This is a genomic window from Nonomuraea fuscirosea (genome assembly GCF_035917475.1).
GTDB classification, from domain to species: Bacteria; Actinomycetota; Actinomycetes; order Streptosporangiales; family Streptosporangiaceae; genus Nonomuraea; species Nonomuraea fuscirosea.
This window is the reverse complement of the sequence record NZ_CP109074.1, coordinates 1,639,814-1,656,654: the sequence shown is the minus strand read 5'-3', so window position 1 is coordinate 1,656,654 and position 16,841 is coordinate 1,639,814. Positions and strand designations below refer to the sequence as shown.

Below are 16,841 nucleotides of genomic sequence, written 5' to 3'. Positions count from 1 at the left end.
TTCGGTCAGTTGACAAGGGAGACCTTCCTTGGAGAGCGCGCGTCGCATGATGGACGCCGACACCGCCTCCGCCGCCCTGGGCATCGAGCTGACGGAGCTGGGCGCGGGCCGGGCGGTGTGCCGCATGACCGTGACCGAGCTGATGATCAACGGTCACGGTCTCTGCCACGGCGGTTACGTGTTCCTGCTCGCCGACACGGCGTTCGCGTGCGCGTGCAACTCGCACGGCCCCGTCACGGTCGCGGCCGGGGCGGAGATCACGTTCGTCTCCCCCGCCCACGCGGGCGACGTGCTGGTGGCCGAGGCGGCCGAGCGCACCCGTTTCGGCCGCAGCGGCATCTACGACATCACCGTGCGCCGACCCGACGGTCACGTGGTCGCGGAGTTCCGCGGCCGGAGCCGGGAGCTGAAGTGAGACTTGGCGATCCCCCCGCACCCCACGAGCTCGACCCGATCGAGCGGGTGTCCCGCGACGAGTTGCAGGCGCTCCAGCTGGAACGCCTGCGCCGCACCCTCGACCACGCCTACCGCGACGTCCCCCTCTACCGGGACAAGTTCGACCGGGCCGGGGTGCACCCGAACGACTGCAAAGAGCTCGACGACCTGGCGAAGTTCCCGTTCACCACGAAGCAGGACCTGCGCGACAGCTACCCGTTCGGCATGTTCGCCGTCCCCCGCGAGCGGGTGGCCCGGGTGCACGCCTCCAGCGGCACCACCGGCCGGCCGACCGTGGTCGGCTACACGCAGGGCGACCTGGACGTCTGGGCGGAGGTCATGGCCCGCTCGATCCGCGCCTCCGGCGGGCGGCCCGGCGACATCGTGCACGTGGCGTACGGGTACGGCCTGTTCACCGGCGGGCTGGGCGCCCACTACGGGGCCGAGCGGCTGGGCTGCACGGTGGTGCCCGTCTCCGGCGGCATGACCCAGCGGCAGGTGATGCTGATCGAGGACTTCAGGCCCGACATCGTCATGATGACGCCGTCGTACATGCTGGCGCTGCTGGACGAGTTCACCGCCAGGGGCCTGGATCCGCGGGCCTCCTCGCCGCGGATCGGGATCTTCGGCGCCGAGCCGTGGACCGAGCCGATGCGCCTGGAGATCGAGGACCGCTTCGACCTGCACGCCGTCGACATCTACGGCCTGTCCGAGGTGATGGGCCCCGGCGTGGCCAACGAGTGCGTCGAGAGCAAGGACGGCCTGCACGTCTGGGAGGACCACTTCTACCCCGAGACCGTCGACCCCTTCACCGGTGAGCCGGCGGAGGTGGGCGAGCTGGTCTTCACCAGCCTGACCAAGGAGGCCATGCCGGTCATCCGCTACCGCACGCGCGACCTGACCCGGCTGCTGCCCGGCACCGCCAGGCCAGCCTTCCGGCGGATGGAGAAGGTCACCGGGCGTACCGACGACATGATCATCCTGCGGGGCGTGAACGTGTTCCCGACCCAGATCGAGGAGGTCGTGCTGGGTGTGGCGGGCCTGTCGCCGCACTTCCAGCTGCACCTCACCCGCCCCGGGCGGCTCGACGTGATGACGGTCAGGGTCGAGGCGCGCCCCGGGCTCGGCGACGGGCGGGACGAGGCGGGCGAACGGCTGCGCCAGGCGGTCAAGGACACCGTCGGGGTGAGCGTGGAGGTCGAGGTGGTGGACCCCGAGACGCTGGAGCGGTCGGTCGGCAAGCTCAGACGAGTCATCGACAAGCGGGATACTTAGCCATATGGCCACTCCGACCCCCACCCGGCAGCGCAGGCGGGGCCACGATCCCGAGTCCGTGCTGGCCACGGCCGTGGGCGTGTTCAACGAGCGCGGCTACGACGGCACCAGCATGGAAGACCTGGCCAGGGCGCTGGGCGTGACCAAGTCGGCCATCTACTACCACGTGCCGGGCAAGGAGCAGCTGCTGTCGCGGGCGCTGGACCGGGCGCTCGACGGGCTGTTCGAGATGGTGGCCGACGAGCGCGCGTCCTCGGGGGCGGCGATCGAGCGGCTGGAATGGGTCGTACGCCAGAGCGTGCGCCTGCTCATCGACCGGCTGCCGTACGTGACGCTGCTGCTGCGGGTGCGCGGCAACAGCGGGACGGAGCTGGCGGCGCTGGAGCGGCGGCGGGAGTTCGACCGGTTCATCAGCCGCCTGGTCACGGAGGCGGCGACGGAGGGCAGCATCAGGGCGGACGTGGATCCGGGGCTGGTGACGCGGCTGCTGTTCGGCTCCGTCAACTCGATCACCGAGTGGTACCAGCCGGCCCGCGGCGCCTCGGCGGACGATCTGGCCGACGCACTGCTCAAGATGACCTTCGGCGGCCTGCGCGTCGATCCGGCCGCCTGACGGCCGGCTGCCGAGCCGCGCGCTCAGGCGTCGAGCTGGTCCTGGGGCGTCGCGGAGCCGACCGCGCCGGACGCATCGCCGGAGGGCAGCTTGACGCGCAGGTCCGCGCGGATGGCCTCGCCCAGTTTCTTCGTGGCCATGCGGTTGAGCGCGCCGCCCGCGACCGCGCCGGTCAGGAAGGGCCCGAAGGTGGTCAGGTGGCGGCCCAGCGTCCGCATGAGCCGGTTGCGCAGGGCGGTCTTGGTGGCGGCACCGAGCGCCAGGGAGACGGACGCGGGGGCCAGCGGGTCGACGCCGCGCTGTTTGGCCCAGGCGGCCGTGAACGCGACCGCGCGCTGGGTGCCGGTGCCCTGGACGCGGACGCCGTAGACCTCGTGCAGCTCGGCCAGCAGCTTGACCTCGATGGCCGCGACGACGATGGTCTCCGCGACGAGCTGGGCGGGGGCGGAGAGCAGGAGGGGTGGTGCGGCGAACTCGGCCGCTGCCAGTGCTCCGCCGATGGCGCCGACCGTCATCGTGGCCTTCTGGGCGGTGCGCACCAGGTCGTCGGCGAGCTCCTCGCCGGTCAGGCCGTGATGATGTTCGGCGAGGGTGTGCAGGTCCCGGATCGGGATGCGCGGCGCGATGTTGAGGAAGACGTCCGCCAGCCAGCGGCCACGGCCCGCGCCGGTCTCCCGGGCCTTCCTGGCCCCGGTGGACAGCGCCCGGGCTAGTCGGCCGAGCAGCCTGCGCCGCTCGGCCGGCTCGAGCTCACCTGGCGCGGTGAGCCTGCCTACGAGCTCGCCGACCTCGTTCTCGGGGTCGGCGACCTCACTGCCTGGTTGACGGTCTTTCTCCGGTACGGCCACGCGATGCCTCCATGTCTCTTGGTCGCGATCGCTCAGGGATGAACCGATGCCGGTCCTCGCCATCTCCCCGAGCCTGCTCGCTCCAGATGATCAGGCGGCGCACTCCCGGCAGACCTGCTGGCCGTTCCTCTCGGAGGCCAGCTGGCTACGGTGATGCACCAGGAAGCAGCGTGAGCAGGTGAACTCGTCGGCCTGACGGGGGATCACCCGCAGGGACAGCTCTTCGTTGGACAGGTCGGCGCCGGGCAGTTCGAGCGACTCGGCCAGATCGGTCTCGTCGATGTCGATACTGCCGGACGACTTGTCCGTGCGCCGCGCCTGAAGTTCCTGAAGGCTGTCCTCCCCCAGGTCGTCATCTGTCTTGCGCGGGCTGTCGTAGTCGGTAGCCATTGTGCTTACTCCATCCCCCTCAGCTATATGTCTTCGCGCTCATCGCGCGTCTTCTAACGTCCGGGAAGCCCATCTTGTGCCCGTTCCGTCGGGGAGATTTCCCATCGGTACCCCGCGGAAACGAACAACGAACCTCCCAACACGTCAGGGCCTGCTGCCGACGGCAATGGTTAGCCAAATATGGCGAAACCCACAGCCTTGGCGTCATGCACCACCGTGTTCGACGGCACATCCAACCACATGTGCGGCGCGAATGAGACGCCCCCCGTGCCTCAACACGCGCATCAACATGCGGACGAACGCGCCGGAACGCCACGAGTGTCAGCGCCTCGGCAGTCTGACGGTCACGACAAGGCCTCCACCTTCGCGTGGCACGGCGGTCACATTTCCGCCGTGCGCCTGTACCACCGCACGGACGATGGACAGCCCGAGCCCTGATCCCTTGGCCGATTCGACGCGGTCCGCATGGAGCCTCCTGAAGGGCTCGAACAGGCTGTTCACCTCGTACGCCGGGACGTGCTGCCCCGTGTTGGCCACCTGAACAACCAAGGCACCGTCCGCCATTCCCGTCCGGATCCATACTTTTCCGTTTTCGGGAACGTTGTACTTGACCGCGTTCTCCAGCAGGTTGCTCACGGAGCGCTCCAGGAGCACCGGATCGCCTACGGTAGGCGCGCTGACCAGTTCGGTGGTGACGGTTACGCCGTGCTCCTCGGCGAAGGGCGTGACCTGTTCCACGGCCGTCTGCGCGACTTCCTGAACGTCGAGCGGTTTACGCACCGCGAGTTCGCGTTCGCTCCTGGCGAGCAGCAGCAGCCCCTCGATCAGCTTCTCGTTGCGCGCGTTGACTTCGAGCAGGGTACGCCCGAGCGCCTTCAGGTCCTCGGACGCCTCGGGATCGGACAGGGCGATCTCCAGGACCGTCCTGTTGATGGTCAGCGGCGTACGCAACTCGTGCGAGGCGTTGGCCACGAACCTGCGCTGCGTGTCGAAGGCGACGTTGAGCCGGGCGAGCATGGCGTCGAAGGTGTCGGCCAGCTCCTTCAGCTCATCGCCCGGGCCCTCCAGGGCGATGCGCTGGTGGGCGAGCGTGCTCTCCGAGAGCTTCTTGGCGGTCGCGGTCATCTGCGCGACGGGCTTGAGCGCCCGGTCGGCCACGAAGTAGCCGATGATGAGCGCCAGGATCCCCACGCCCACCAGGGCCAAGGGGGCGCTGCCGAGCAGCCCGTCACGGGCGTTGGCGATGGCCAGCTCCTGGAACTGGCGCCAGCGGTTCTGCAACTGCTCGTTCTCGTAGGGGCCCAGGCCCAGATCGATCGTCGGCCAGGCCGTGCTGATGGCCGTGCCGACGATGGCGTAGACCGAGATGAGCAGCACCGCCCCGGCCCCGAACACGAGCGTGCCGTAGGTGAGTGTCAGCCGCCACCGGATGCTGACCTTGGCGGGGAGCTCCTTCACACGTTCCATGGTGGAGCGCTGAACGGGCTGCCGCGCAGGCGGAGGGGGGCCGTCCCATGCGGGCGGCCCCGTCGGCGGCGGCGGCGCCTCCTGCACCCGCGTCGTCTTCCGCGCCGAATGCGGGCTGATCATGGGGTGCGTCGGCCCAGCCTCGCGTTCTGGCCTTTCAGTCACAACTTGTACCCAACTCCGGGCACGGTCTCGATCACCTGAGGCTCGCCCAGCTTCTTCCGCAGCGTCATCATGGTCACGCGGACCACGTTGGTGAAGGGATCGATGTTCTCGTCCCAGGCCTTGTCCAGCAGGTCCTCCTGGCTGACGACGGCGCCCTCGGCCCGCATCAGCTCTTCGAGCACCGCGAACTCCTTCTTCGTCAGCACGACCTCCTTGCCGTCGCGCTCCACCAGCCGCTTGCCCGGGTCGAGCCGGATGCCGCCGCGCTCCAGCACGGGCGGCAGGGCGGGGGCCGAACGGCGGCCGAGCGCGCGGACCCGGGCGACCAGCTCGACGAAGACGAACGGCTTGGCGAGGTAGTCGTCGGCCCCGAGGCCGAGCCCCTCCACCTTGTCGTCCACGTCGCCGGACGCGGTCAGCATGAGGATCCGTGAGGCCGTACGCTGCTCGACCAGCCGCCGGCACACCTCGTCGCCGTGGACGACGGGCAGGTCGCGGTCGAGCACGATGACGTCGTAGTCGATGTAGGAGGTCCGTTCGAGCGCGCCGCCGCCGTCGTAGGCGACGTCGACCGCCATCGCCTCGCGCCGCAGCCCCGTCGCGATCGCGTCGGCGAGCACCCGCTCATCCTCAACCACCAGCACTCGCACGCCTGGCACACCTCTTTCCCGATTCTGGGCCCTCATTGTGCCCACCACCTCGATAAGCGCACGGTAAGGCATGTTCGGGACGAGCTGACCCCGGGAGAGACGGCGCCAGGAGAATTTCATGTTTCGGAAGGCGACAACCTGGGGTATGCCTGCGGGACACCCATTGCCCAGTCTTCATCCGGCAATGGGGTAACTTCGCCCCCCACACGGATCGAACCCCCAGAGAGTAGGTGAGATGGGCGAGTTCACGACCACGATCGAACACCGCCTCGACCAGGCTTACAAGGGCCTTCGGGAGGCCCGCAGCGTCGGCGACGACTACCTCGCCGACACCCTCACCGCCGAGATCGAGGACCTGCGACGACTGGCCGACGATCACGGCATCCCGTTGCCCCGCTAGCTGACGCGAAACGGCCGGAGCCAGGCTCCGGCCGTTTCGCTCCCGACACCTTCGTCAGGCGTCACGTTCGGGGTTCAGCCCTGCCAGCAGATCGTGCAGCTCCTCGAACAGTCCCGGGGCCGCGCACAGCGCGAAGTCGGGGCTGACCGGCCTGCCGTGCAGCCCGCCCAGCCTGGCGCCCGCCTCGGTGGCCACCAGCCCGGCCGCCGCGAAGTCCCACTGGTTGACCCCGCGCTCGTAGTAGGCGTCCACCCGGCCCGCCGCCAGCGAGCACATGTCGATGGCGCACGAGCCGCCGCGCCGGATGTCACGCACGCGCGGCACGACCTGCGCCACCACCTCGCCCTGGACGGCCCGCCGCTCCTTGAAGTACCCGAACCCGGTGGCGACCAGTGCCTGCGCCAGCGGCACGCCGGTGTTGCAGCGCAGCCGCTCGTGCCCGAGCCAGGCGCCCTGGCCGAGCGCCGCGGTGTAGACCTCGCCGCGGGCCGGCACGTTGACGACGCCCGCCACGACCTGGCCCTCGACCTCCACGGCGATCGACACGGCCCAGTCGGGCAGGCCGTACAGGAAGTTGACCGTGCCGTCGATCGGGTCGACGATCCAGCGCACGTCGGACTCGCCGGGCGCCTCGCCGCCCTCCTCGCCGAGGATCCTGTCGCCGGGCCTGGCCGACAGGATGCGGTCGCGGATCAGCTCCTCCGACGCCTTGTCCAGCGTGGTGACGACGTCGGTGGGGCTGGACTTGGTCTCGATCTCGGCCGACATGGTCGGCCGCTTGGCCAGGATCATCTCCCCCGCCTCGCGGGCGATGTCCTCGGCAAGTCTCAGGAAGTCCGTCATCACGCCACCGAGTCCGGACGCTTCCACTCCTGGCCGAGCACGTGCTGGGCGAGGAAGGCGAGCACGGTCTCGTACCAGGCGACGGCGTTGCCCGGCTTGAGGATCCAGTGGTTCTCGTCGGGGAAGTAGAGGAACTTCGAGTCCACCTCCGTGCGGCGCAGGTCCCACCACAGCCGCAGGCCCTCGCCGATCGGCACCCGGTAGTCCTTGTCGCCGTGGATGACGAGCAGCGGGGTGGTGATCTTGTCGAGCGAGTGGTGCGGCGACAGCAGCTGGTAGCGCTCGCCGCCGGGTACGCCGAACTCGCGCTGCCAGTACATGGCCGCGTCGGTGGTTCCGGCGAACTGGTCGAGGTGCCACAGCGAGGCGTGGGTGACGATGGCCTGGTAGCGGTCGGTGTGGCCGGCGAGCCAGTTGGCCATGTAGCCGCCGAACGAGCCGCCCAGCGCGGCGACGCGCTCGCTGTCGATGTCGTCCCTGGCCAGGGCCACGTCCACGATCGCGTCGAGGTCGGCCTGGGTGCGCGGGCCCCAGTTGCCCCAGCCGCGGTCGATCATCTCCTGGCCGTAGCCGGTGGACAGGCAGGGGTCGGGCAGCAGGACGGCGTACCCGTGCTGGGCCATGATCCACGCCTGCCAGCGCCACTGCCAGTCGTTCCAGGAGGCCACCGGGCCGCCGTGGATGAACAGCAGGAACGGCGCGGGGTCGGCGGCGGAGGCGCCCTCGGGCAGGACGAGCCAGCCGCGGACGGTGGCGCCGTCGTCGGCGGTGGCGGAGATCTCGGTCAGCGTGCCGGGCACCTCGGGGCGCGGCGCGGGCGTGGGCAGGTCGGCGATGTCGCCGGTGGCGGCGTCGATCCTGGCCGGCCCCGGCGCGAGGTTGACGGCGCTGCGCAGCGCGTAGACGAACCGGCCGTCGGGGGACGGGCTGAGCCCGAGGTAGGCCGCGTCGTCCTGGGTCAGCCTCTCCGCGTCGCCGTCGAGCGGGACGCGGAAGATCGGGCGGCGGCCCTGGTGGTCGGCCACGAGGTAGACGGCGGAGCTGTCCGGCGCCCATTCGAGGTCCATCGGGAACAGGTCGGGCGCGTACGCGCGGCCCTCGCCGGTGGCGAGGTCGGCAATCCACAGCTCGCTGCGGGCCGAGACGTCGAAGCCGGTGTGCCGATCGCGCGAGCAGGCGATCCTGCTCCCGTCGGGAGAGACCGCCAGCGGGCCGGTGAAGTCGTGGGCGTCGTCGCTGAGCAGCGGCCGCCGCTCGCCGCTGGCCACGTCGATGGCCACCAGGTCGGTGCGCCACTGGCCGTTCGGCAGGTATTCGCGCCAGGTGGTGATCACGGTGGCGCCGTCGGGGGTCAGCTCGAACCCGCCCTCGCGCAGCGCCTCGCCCGCGTCGGGGGTCAGGTCGCGTACGTCCTCCAGGCGGTCCGCGCCGAGCCTGGCCGCGAACAGCCGGGGCCGGCCGGGCCCGAGGTCGTGGTCCCAGAACCGGACGGGGTAGCCCTCGTGCAGGATGGCGCTGATCCCGGCGTCCTTGCGGGCCTTGCGCTTGTCCTGTTCGGCCGCCTCCTCCCCGTCGAGCACGTCGGAGGAGAACACGACCACGTCGCCGGCCGTGCGCACGGCGCCGATGCCGCCGGGCCTGGCGGCCACCTGGCGGGCCTCACCGCCCGCGCGGGGCAGCAGCCACAGCGACGGCACCTCGTCGGTGGAGTCCTTGACGGTCACGTCGGGCCGCGCCGAGGTGAACAGCACGTCCCCGGCCGCGGTGAAGACGGCGGCGGACTCACCCTTGGCCGAGCGCGTCAGCCGGTACGGCTCGCCGTCCACGGGAATGGCCCAGAGCGCGGTGCCGAACGACTTGCCGTCAGGGTTGAGGGACTGGACGGTGGAGACGAGCCTGGAGCCGTCGGGCGATAGCCGCAGCGACAGAACCCGGGGGATGGCCACATAGTCACGTATGTCGTTGAATGCGCTCACCCGATCGAACCTACCTCGCGGAGGAGACCGGAGGCACTCCCGCATAGGGTTGTCACGTGGGAATTTACGACGCCTTGCTGGTCCTGTCGTTCGGCGGTCCCGAGGGGCCCGACGACGTGATGCCGTTCCTGGAGAACGTCGTGCGCGGGCGGGGCGTGCCCCGCGAGCGGCTGCTCGAAGTGGCCGAGCACTACCAGAGCTTCGGCGGGGTCAGCCCGATCAACGAGCAGAACCGCGCGCTGGTCGAGGCGCTGCGCCCGGTCGCCGGAGTGCCGGTCTACTGGGGCAACCGCAACTGGCACCCGTTCGGCGAGGACACCGTGCGCCGGATGAAGGACGACGGCGTCAGGAAGGCGGCCGTGTTCGCCACCTCCGCGTTCGCCGGCTACTCCAGTTGCCGGCAGTACTACGAGGACATCGACCGGATCTCCGTCGAGGGCGGCCCCGAGCTGGTCAAGATGCGCCACTACGGCGAGCACCCCGGGTTCGTGGCCGCGATGGCCGACCGCGTCCGCGCGGCGCTCGACCGGCTCGGGCGCGACGACGCGCGGCTCGTCTTCACCGCCCACAGCATCCCCGTCTCGATGGCCGAGACGGCCGGGCCGTCCGGCGGGCTCTACGAGGCGCAGCTGCGCAGGAGCGCCGAGCTGGTCAGCCGGGCGCTCGGCCGCGACCAGCCGTGGGACCTGGTGTGGCAGTCGCGCAGCGGCCCGCCGCAGGTGCCGTGGCTGGAGCCGGACGTGTGCGACCATCTGCGCAAGATCGACGCCGGATCCGTGGTGCTGGTGCCGATCGGGTTCGTCTCCGACCACATGGAGGTCGTCTACGACCTCGACACCGAGGCGAAGGCGGTGGCGGCGGAGCTGGGCCTGCCGATGGAGCGCGCCGCGACGGCGGGCACCCATCCGCGGTTCGTCCAGATGGTGCGCGAGCTGCTGGAGGAGCCGGAGCCGACGCCGTGCCCGCTCACCTGCTGCCCGCCCCCGCGCCGCCGGCCCCAAACGGCCGCCGCCGCTCAGGCGTAGGCGCGGGCGTACGGCACGGCTCAGGCGTAGGTGCGGGCGTACGCCTCGGCGATGCCCATGACCTTGTTCACGTAGTCCCACGAGTGGTTGTAGAACCAGATCGCCTTACGCAGCCGCTCGCCGCCCTGGCCGGCCTTGTTCGCGCACAGGTAGTTGGCCGCGCCGGGCACGGCGTCGTACGGACTCCAGATGTCCTTCTTGCCGTCACCGTCGCCGTCGACCCCGTAGTGCTTCCAGGTGGCGGGCATGAACTGCATCGGCCCGAGAGCGCCCGCGCTCGAAGGGCCGTTGTTGCGCCCGTGGCTGCTCTCCACCTGCCCGATCGCGGCCAGCACCGTCCAGGACAGGCCGGGGCAGCGGGTGGCCGAGGCCTTGTAGAGCTCCAGGTAGCTGCCGGGGCGGCCGACCGTGACCTGCTGCGGCTGACCCTGCTGCGGCTGATCCTGGGACGGCTGGTCCTGGGACGGCTGCCGCTGCTTGGGGACACGGGCGGAGGCGTCCAGCATGACGATCTGGGCGCCCTTGCCGAGCAGCCGGCGTACGCCCGACTCGCGGATCCTGCCCTCCTTGCCGTGCAGCAGCACCGCCACGCCCTGCGCGAACCCCAGCGTCCGGCCCAGGTCCGCGCTGACGAGCCCGTCCACGCCGTGCAGCCCGAGCGGGGCCGAGGCCGCGACGCGCAGCCGGGGCCCGCCGTCCACCTGGTACATGGCGCCCAGAATCATGCCGAACTTGCGCATCGCGGCGGCGTCGGCCACCAGCTCGCCCCTGGCCAGCGCCTGCCACACGGCGGGCTGGTCGGCGACGGGCTGCGGCGTCCAGGAGCGGAAGTCCGCCGGGTCCACCGCCAGCAGGTTGATCGTGGTGCCCGACACCTTGACCGCGCCCGCGTCCACCACGGTCGCCTTCCGCACACTGGCGAGCTCGCCGAGGCGGAACCTGGTCTGCTTGGGCACGGTGCCGGGGGCGATGGCCAGCACGCGCGGCGGCGTCGCGGTGACCTTGGCGCCTGATCGCGCGAGGTCCTTGACCGGCTGCTTGACCGGCTCCTTGATCGGGGCCGCCGTGGGCACCAGCTCGTCGAGGCGCGGCGCGGGCGACTGGGGCGGGCTGGGCTGCCTGCGTACGGGCGGCTCCTGGGCGGTGGTGACCACGTCGTCGCCCACGAGCACGACGACCCCGCCGGCCGCCGCCGTGGCGGCGAGCACGGCGATGACCATGAGCATGACCGCACGGAACGAGGGAAGACCCGACACCCGGGACACGTTAACTCACCCCGCCCGAAACCGACTTGCCATCCGGACATACGGTGCGCAATGGTTAGCTGCTTGCGTAAGGGGGAAACAGCGTGGTCGGGCCTTACCGGGGATTGTTCGACAGGCCCGGCGTCAAAGCGTTCGTGCTGGCCGGTCTCATCGGCCGGATGCCGATGTCGATGCTCGGCATCGGCATCATCCTGCTGATCTCCACCTTGACCGGCTCCTACGCCACCGCCGGGGCGGTCGCCGCCACCACCAACGTCGCCTTCGCCGTCGCCGCGCCGTTGTCGGGCCGGCTGGTGGACAGGTTCGGGCAAGGGCGGGTGATCCCGCCCTTCGCCGTCGTCAACGCGGTCGCGCTGGCGGCCCTCATGGTCGCCGCCCAGTGGGGGCTGTCCGACTGGACGTTCTACGCCAGCGGGCTCATCGTGGGCGCCACCTCACTGTCCATCGGCTCGATGGTGCGGGCCCGCTGGTCGGTCATCTACGGCGGCTCCGGCAGGCTGCACACCGCGTTCGCGTTCGAGTCGGTGGCCGACGAAGTCGTCTTCGTCACCGGGCCCGCGCTGGTCACGGTGCTGGCGACCAGCGTGAACCCGTACGCGGGGCTGATCGTGGCGCTGTTGTGCATGCTGGGCGGCAGCCTGGCGCTGGCCACGCAGCACGACACCCAGCCGCCCGTGCAGGGGGTCAGGTCGTCGGCGGGCTCGCCCATCCTGATTCCCGGCATCGCCCTGCTGGCCTGCGTCTCCCTGGCGCTGGGCGCGATCTTCGGCTCGGTCGACCTGATCACGGTGGCCTTCGCCGACGAGCACGGCGCGAAGGGGGCCGCCGGGTTCCTGCTGGCCGCGTTCGCGGGCGGGTCGATGGTCTCGGGGCTGTGGTTCGGCTCGCGGAACTGGCGGATCCCGCTGCGCAAGCGGTTCGTCAGGGCGCTCGGGCTGTTCGTGGTGGGGCTGGTGCCGATCATGTTCATCGGCAGTCCGTGGATCATGGCGGGGGCGCTGTTCCTGGCCGGGTTCGCCATCTCCCCGACGCTCATCACGGTCTTCTCGATCACCGAGCGGATGGTGCCGCAGTCGCTGCTCACCGAGGGCATGGCCTGGATCTCGACCGCGATCGGGTTCGGGGTGGCGCTGGGCTCGTGGGCGGGCGGGGCGCTCACCGAGTCGTACGGCGCGTCCAGCGCGTACGTCTTCTCCGTCTGCGCCGCCGCCCTGGCCGTGGCGGTGGGAATCGGAGGTTCGGGTTTGCTGAGACTTCCCGAGGCTCCTTCACCGTCGCAGGCGTGATCCGCTACCGTCGGGACATCCCTCGCAACACCCATCACACCGGAAGCTTTTGTTATGTCCCGACGAATCACATCACTTCTAGCAATCGCGGCTGTCTGCGTCGCTGTCGCCCCGGCGCCGGCGTCCGCTCAGGCGCCCAAGAAGGAGCCCATCGACTGTTCGCAGGTCAAGTGCATCGCGCTGACCTTCGACGACGGACCGGGCAAGTACGCCGGCACGCTGCTCGACACGCTCAAGAAGAACGGCGCCAAGGCGACGTTCTTCCTTGAGGGCCAATACGTGAAGAGCCGCCCCTCCTACGTCAAGCGCATGGTCGCCGAGGGCCACGAGCTCGGCAACCACAGCTACAGCCACCCCGACTTCACCAAGAGCGAGGCCGGGACCATCAAGAGCGAGATCCAGAAGACCCAGGACGCGGTGAAGAAGGCGGCGGGCGTCGAGCCCAAGCTGCTGCGCCCGCCGTACGGGCTGGCCGACCTCCAGGTCTCCGACATCGCCGCCGAGTTCGGCATGCCGATGATCCTGTGGACCGCCGGCTCCCAGGACTGGAGCTCCAAGAATGTCAAGGCCATCCAGAAGCAGACGCTGGCCGTGGCCAAGCCCAACGGCATCATCCTGATGCACGACTGGGTCAAGCAGACCGTGGACGGCATGCCGTCGCTCATCAAGACGCTGAAGAACAAGGGCTATCACCTGGTGACGGTCTCCGACGTGATCAAGAGCCAGAACCTCGAGCCCGGCGACATCTACCCCGTTCCGGAGGGCTGGGAGAAGTGAGTATCGTTCGCGTCTAACGCAACGATGCTCTTTTCCAAGGGGTGCTCGTGACCTTCGTGAACTGGGCCCGCAACCAGTCGGGCACCCCCGCCGAGGTGCGTACCCCCGCCTCCGTCGAGGACGTCGTACGCGCCGTCCGGGACGCCGCCGCCTCAGGGCGGCGCGTCCGCATGATCGGGACGGGCCACTCCTTCACCGGAGTGGCCCTGACCGACGGCATCATGCTCCGCCCCGGCGCGCTGACCGGGATCAGGTCGTACGGGGACGGCCTCGTCACCGTGGCGGCCGGCACCCCGCTGCGCGCGCTCAACGAACTGCTCGCCGAACGCGGCCTGGCCCTGGCGAACATGGGCGACATCACCGAGCAGACCGTCGCCGGCGCCATCCAGACCGGCACCCACGGCACCGGCCGCGACAGCGGCGGCCTCGCCGACCAGGTCGCCGAGCTGGAACTCGTCCTCGCCGACGGCTCCGTGACCACCGCCGCACCGGGCGAGGACCTCTTCGACGCGGCCCGCGTGGGGCTCGGCGCCCTCGGGATCCTGACGGCCGTGACGTTCCGGGTCGAACCCGCGTTCCTGCTGCACAACCGGCGGCGCAAGCTCGCGCTCAGCGACATCCTGCGCTCGCTCGACGACCTGACCGCGGCGAACGAGCACCTCGACTTCTTCTGGCTGCCGCACACCGACGCCTGCCTGGTCAAGACCAACAACCGCAGCCCGGGCCCGGCCCGGCCGCCCGGCGCGGTGCGGCACTGGCTGGACAACGTGTTCCTGGAGAACACCCTCTTCGGCGCCGCCTGCGCGCTCGGCGCCCGCTCCCCCGGGTTCATCCCGAAGATCAACGCCGTCAGCGCGGCGGCGCTGGGCGACTCGGAGTCGGTGGACGCGTCGTACAAGGTGTTCACGGCGCGGCGGGACGTGCGCTTCCTGGAGATGGAGTACGCCGTCCCGCGCGAGCGCCTGGCCCAGGCCCTGCGCGAGACCGGGGACCTGATCGGGCGCATGGACTGGAAGATCACCTTTCCGGTGGAGGTGCGGGTGACGCCGCCCAGCGACGCGTGGCTGTCCACGGCGTACGGGCGGTCGACGGCGTACGTCGCCTGCCACATCTATCGGCCGACGCCGAACCCCGCCTACTTCGCGGGCGTCGAGGAGATCATGACCCGCCTGGACGGGCGTCCCCACTGGGGCAAGCTGCACACGCGCGAAGCCGCCTACCTGGCCAAGGTGTACCCGCGCCACGCCGACTTCGCCGCCCTGCGCGACCGCCTCGATCCGGGGCGCCTGTTCACCAACGACTACCTGGACACCGTGCTCGGCTGACCCCGCTCAGCCCGCCGACCCGCCATCCCGCCGCTGAGCGAGTCGTCAGGGGACGCTCCGGCCGGACAGCCGGTCGTCACCACTCGTCACCACGGACCGTCGCCGGCCGGACAGCCGGCCACCACGGACCACACCCCGGCCGGACGACAGGTCACCAGAGGCCGTCCCGGCCGGCGGGATGGTCTTCCGAGTCGTCCTGGCCCGCGGGCGGAGACGGCTCCTCGGTGGCCGACGGCGCCTCGTCGGTCCCGTCCGGCTGCTCGGGCTGTTCCTGCGGCGGCGCGTCCGTCGTTCCCTGTGACGGCTCCACCGGCTCCGACCGCGTGGGCGTCGGCGTGGGCGTGGGCGTGGGACGCGCGTCCGGCGTCCTGCTCGGGGTCGGCGTCGGGGTCGGCGTGGGCGTCGGGGTCGGGGTGGCGGGCTCGTGGGTGAGGGTGTGCGGCGGGTACGCGGGCGCCCGGTTCTCCGGCTCGCGGGTGACCGGCGTCCTGTGTTCGCGCGCCTTCACCGGCGCCTTCCCGGTGACCTGCTCGTGCACCGTCCGCTCGGCCACCGCCTGGTAGACCAGGATGCTCCCCATGCTGACCGCGAACACCGTCGCCGCCGCCACGCCGACCTTCATCCACGGCAGCCCACGCCCCGGCCCGTGTACGGCCGGCATCACCAGCGTGCTCCCAGCGTCACCCGAGGCCGTGTGCGGGGTCGTCTCCCGGTCGGCCGGGGTCGCGTGCGCGGCGGCGGCCAGCAGGCCGCCCTGCTCGGGGTCGCGTCCCCCCTTCGGGACCAGGGTGTGGTGTTTGACCCGTTCTCCGGTGCGCTTGAGGTAGTGCGTGTAGATCGCCGTCGCGACCGAACTGGCGACGCTGACGACCGCCGCCCCGATCACCGTGCCCGCCACGCCCAGGTACGACGCGGCCACCGCGGCCGTCACCGCGGCCAGGGCACTGCCCAGGATCTGTGGGACGCTCAGCTCGAACCTCCGCTGCCCGTCACTCATCCCCCGGTTCAGTCCTTCCTCGTCATGCGTTCGGTATTGGTAAAGAGCTGTCTCGTGAATAGACGCGAGTGCGTGTCCTGTTGTTCCTGTGACCTGCGCGACAGGCACCCTTATAGCTCGTGCCCCGACGACTCGGCCTGCCCTCCGTTTACCTCGCCGCGGCCGTGGCCACGGCCGCCGCGACCGCCGTACCCTCCGCCATGACGCCCGCCTCGGGTCTCGCCCTGCGTCCCTCGCTGTCCGAGCCCGCCCGCCCGTACATCGTCATCGCCCGCAGCCGGGTGGCCGCCCGCGACCTCGTCGGCGAGGTGCGCTGGCGGGTGCGCCGCTACTACACCTCGGCGCTGCCCGGCTTCGCCACCTTCCTCACCGCCGCCGAGCTGGACGACCTGCGCGCCGACCGGCGGGTGCGCTCGATCGAGCCCGACCGCCAGATCCGCCCCATGACCGGCGCCAGACCCTCCCGCCCCTACGCCGTGGAGGCCGAGGGCTCGGGCGTCACCGTGTACGTCGTGGACAGCGGCGTCGAGACGGGCACGGAGACCGGGGGCCGACGGATCTTCGGTGACCGGGCCTGGCGGGCCTTCGACGCCACCGGCGGCACCGGACGCGACTGCGGCGGCCACGGCACGCAGTCCGCCTCCCGTACGCACGGCGTCGCGCCGGAGGCCGGCCTCGCCTCCGTCCGGGTGCTCGGCTGCGGCGGCTCGGGCACGCTGTCGGACGTCCTGGCCGGGCTGGACTGGATCCGCAGGCACGCCAGAGGACCCGCCGTGACGAGCATGGCGATCGACGGCGCCGGCTCCCCCGCCCTCGACCGCGCCGCACGGTCGCTGGTACGTAAAGGCGTGTTCGTGGTCGGAGCCTCATCCACCGGCACATGTCACGTCACTCCGGACGGCCGGGCATACTCTCCGCACACCCCGTATCTCGCCGGAGCCGCCGCCCGTCACCTGGAACTTCACCCCGAAGCCGGCCCCGCCGCGCTCGCCACGTGGCTGAAGTGCGCACCCACCCGTGCCGCGATTCGCCAGAACCCGTCGAGGGCATCTAACCTCCTCATGCGCGATGGCGGGCTCTAGAGTGATGGATTCCACAAATGTG

The 16,841-nt window shown here is 70.9% G+C and carries 17 protein-coding genes; 9 read left to right on the top strand and 8 right to left on the bottom strand.

Translation table 11 applies throughout. The annotated features are described in order from the left end of the window. The first annotated feature begins 46 nt into the window (after positions 1-46). Genes paaI through OIE67_RS07415 form a run of 3 tightly spaced genes read left to right on the top strand, consistent with a single transcriptional unit; the run spans position 47 to position 2,323 of the window. Complete coding sequence (gene paaI, locus OIE67_RS07425; protein ID WP_326645247.1) at positions 47-415, top strand: hydroxyphenylacetyl-CoA thioesterase PaaI; 369 nt, start codon at positions 47-49, stop codon at positions 413-415. Then, a complete protein-coding gene (gene paaK, locus OIE67_RS07420; protein ID WP_326637935.1) occupies positions 412-1,710 on the top strand; it encodes a phenylacetate--CoA ligase PaaK in 1,299 nt (432 codons plus the stop codon). Before paaI ends, paaK begins: the two co-directional genes overlap by 4 nt. A gap of 4 nt (positions 1,711-1,714) precedes the next feature. After that, positions 1,715-2,323, top strand: coding sequence for a TetR/AcrR family transcriptional regulator (locus OIE67_RS07415; protein WP_106234058.1), 609 nt, complete (start codon positions 1,715-1,717; stop codon positions 2,321-2,323). A 23-nt stretch (positions 2,324-2,346) separates the two neighbouring features. On the opposite strand, the gene OIE67_RS07410 is transcribed toward OIE67_RS07415, so the two are convergent. The 4 genes from OIE67_RS07410 to OIE67_RS07395 all read right to left on the bottom strand — a co-directional run bounded on the left by OIE67_RS07410 (position 2,347) and on the right by OIE67_RS07395 (position 5,843). Further along, positions 2,347-3,171: a hypothetical protein gene (locus OIE67_RS07410; RefSeq protein WP_326637932.1), complete on the bottom strand. Its 825-nt coding sequence runs from the start codon at positions 3,169-3,171 to the stop codon at positions 2,347-2,349. A 90-nt stretch (positions 3,172-3,261) separates the two neighbouring features. Then, positions 3,262-3,561, bottom strand: a complete 300-nt coding sequence (locus OIE67_RS07405) for a DUF4193 domain-containing protein (RefSeq protein ID WP_090929286.1) — start codon at positions 3,559-3,561, stop codon at positions 3,262-3,264. Positions 3,562-3,882: 321 nt separating this feature from the next. Beyond that, on the bottom strand, positions 3,883-5,151 hold the full coding sequence (locus OIE67_RS07400; RefSeq protein ID WP_407674831.1) for a sensor histidine kinase: 1,269 nt from the start codon (positions 5,149-5,151) through the stop codon (positions 3,883-3,885). Between the two features lie 38 nt (positions 5,152-5,189). Further along, entirely contained in the window at positions 5,190-5,843 is a 654-nt protein-coding gene (locus OIE67_RS07395) for a response regulator transcription factor (RefSeq protein ID WP_106234055.1), read from the bottom strand. Positions 5,844-6,078: 235 nt separating this feature from the next. Here OIE67_RS07395 and OIE67_RS07390 point away from each other — a divergent pair, with 235 nt between their 5' ends. Next, on the top strand, positions 6,079-6,243 hold the full coding sequence (locus OIE67_RS07390) for a hypothetical protein (protein WP_165974805.1): 165 nt from the start codon (positions 6,079-6,081) through the stop codon (positions 6,241-6,243). A 54-nt stretch (positions 6,244-6,297) separates the two neighbouring features. On the opposite strand, the gene OIE67_RS07385 is transcribed toward OIE67_RS07390, so the two are convergent. Together OIE67_RS07385 and OIE67_RS07380 are read right to left on the bottom strand one after the other, a co-directional pair. Beyond that, positions 6,298-7,086 carry an inositol monophosphatase family protein gene (locus OIE67_RS07385; RefSeq protein ID WP_326637914.1) on the bottom strand — a complete coding sequence of 263 codons (789 nt, stop codon included), beginning with the start codon at positions 7,084-7,086 and terminating at the stop codon, positions 6,298-6,300. Next, the gene (locus OIE67_RS07380) at positions 7,086-9,107 is read right to left on the bottom strand and encodes a S9 family peptidase (RefSeq protein WP_326637912.1); all 2,022 of its coding nucleotides are present in this window, start codon (positions 9,105-9,107) and stop codon (positions 7,086-7,088) included. Before OIE67_RS07380 ends, OIE67_RS07385 begins: the two co-directional genes overlap by 1 nt. A gap of 11 nt (positions 9,108-9,118) precedes the next feature. Here OIE67_RS07380 and OIE67_RS07375 point away from each other — a divergent pair, with 11 nt between their 5' ends. Further along, a complete protein-coding gene (locus OIE67_RS07375; RefSeq protein WP_326637911.1) occupies positions 9,119-10,087 on the top strand; it encodes a ferrochelatase in 969 nt (322 codons plus the stop codon). 20 nt (positions 10,088-10,107) lie between these two features. On the opposite strand, the gene OIE67_RS07370 is transcribed toward OIE67_RS07375, so the two are convergent. Continuing rightward, positions 10,108-11,343, bottom strand: a complete 1,236-nt coding sequence (locus OIE67_RS07370; protein WP_326637909.1) for a lytic transglycosylase domain-containing protein — start codon at positions 11,341-11,343, stop codon at positions 10,108-10,110. Positions 11,344-11,435: 92 nt separating this feature from the next. On the opposite strand from OIE67_RS07370, the gene OIE67_RS07365 reads away from it, so the two are divergent. From OIE67_RS07365 to OIE67_RS07355, 3 genes are read left to right on the top strand one after another with little or no spacing between them, the layout of a single operon-like run. After that, a complete protein-coding gene (locus OIE67_RS07365; protein ID WP_326637906.1) occupies positions 11,436-12,638 on the top strand; it encodes an MFS transporter in 1,203 nt (400 codons plus the stop codon). A gap of 54 nt (positions 12,639-12,692) precedes the next feature. Next, positions 12,693-13,415 (top strand): polysaccharide deacetylase family protein, encoded by a 723-nt coding sequence (locus OIE67_RS07360; RefSeq protein WP_326637904.1) that lies wholly within the window; start codon positions 12,693-12,695, stop codon positions 13,413-13,415. A gap of 47 nt (positions 13,416-13,462) precedes the next feature. Then, complete coding sequence (locus tag OIE67_RS07355; protein ID WP_326637902.1) at positions 13,463-14,740, top strand: D-arabinono-1,4-lactone oxidase; 1,278 nt, start codon at positions 13,463-13,465, stop codon at positions 14,738-14,740. A 151-nt stretch (positions 14,741-14,891) separates the two neighbouring features. Here the strand turns inward: OIE67_RS07355 and OIE67_RS07350 are convergent, their stop codons facing one another. Beyond that, positions 14,892-15,737: a hypothetical protein gene (locus OIE67_RS07350; protein WP_326637900.1), complete on the bottom strand. Its 846-nt coding sequence runs from the start codon at positions 15,735-15,737 to the stop codon at positions 14,892-14,894. Between the two features lie 119 nt (positions 15,738-15,856). Here OIE67_RS07350 and OIE67_RS07345 point away from each other — a divergent pair, with 119 nt between their 5' ends. Further along, on the top strand, positions 15,857-16,819 hold the full coding sequence (locus OIE67_RS07345) for a protease inhibitor I9 family protein (protein ID WP_326637898.1): 963 nt from the start codon (positions 15,857-15,859) through the stop codon (positions 16,817-16,819). Positions 16,820-16,841 lie beyond the last annotated feature (22 nt).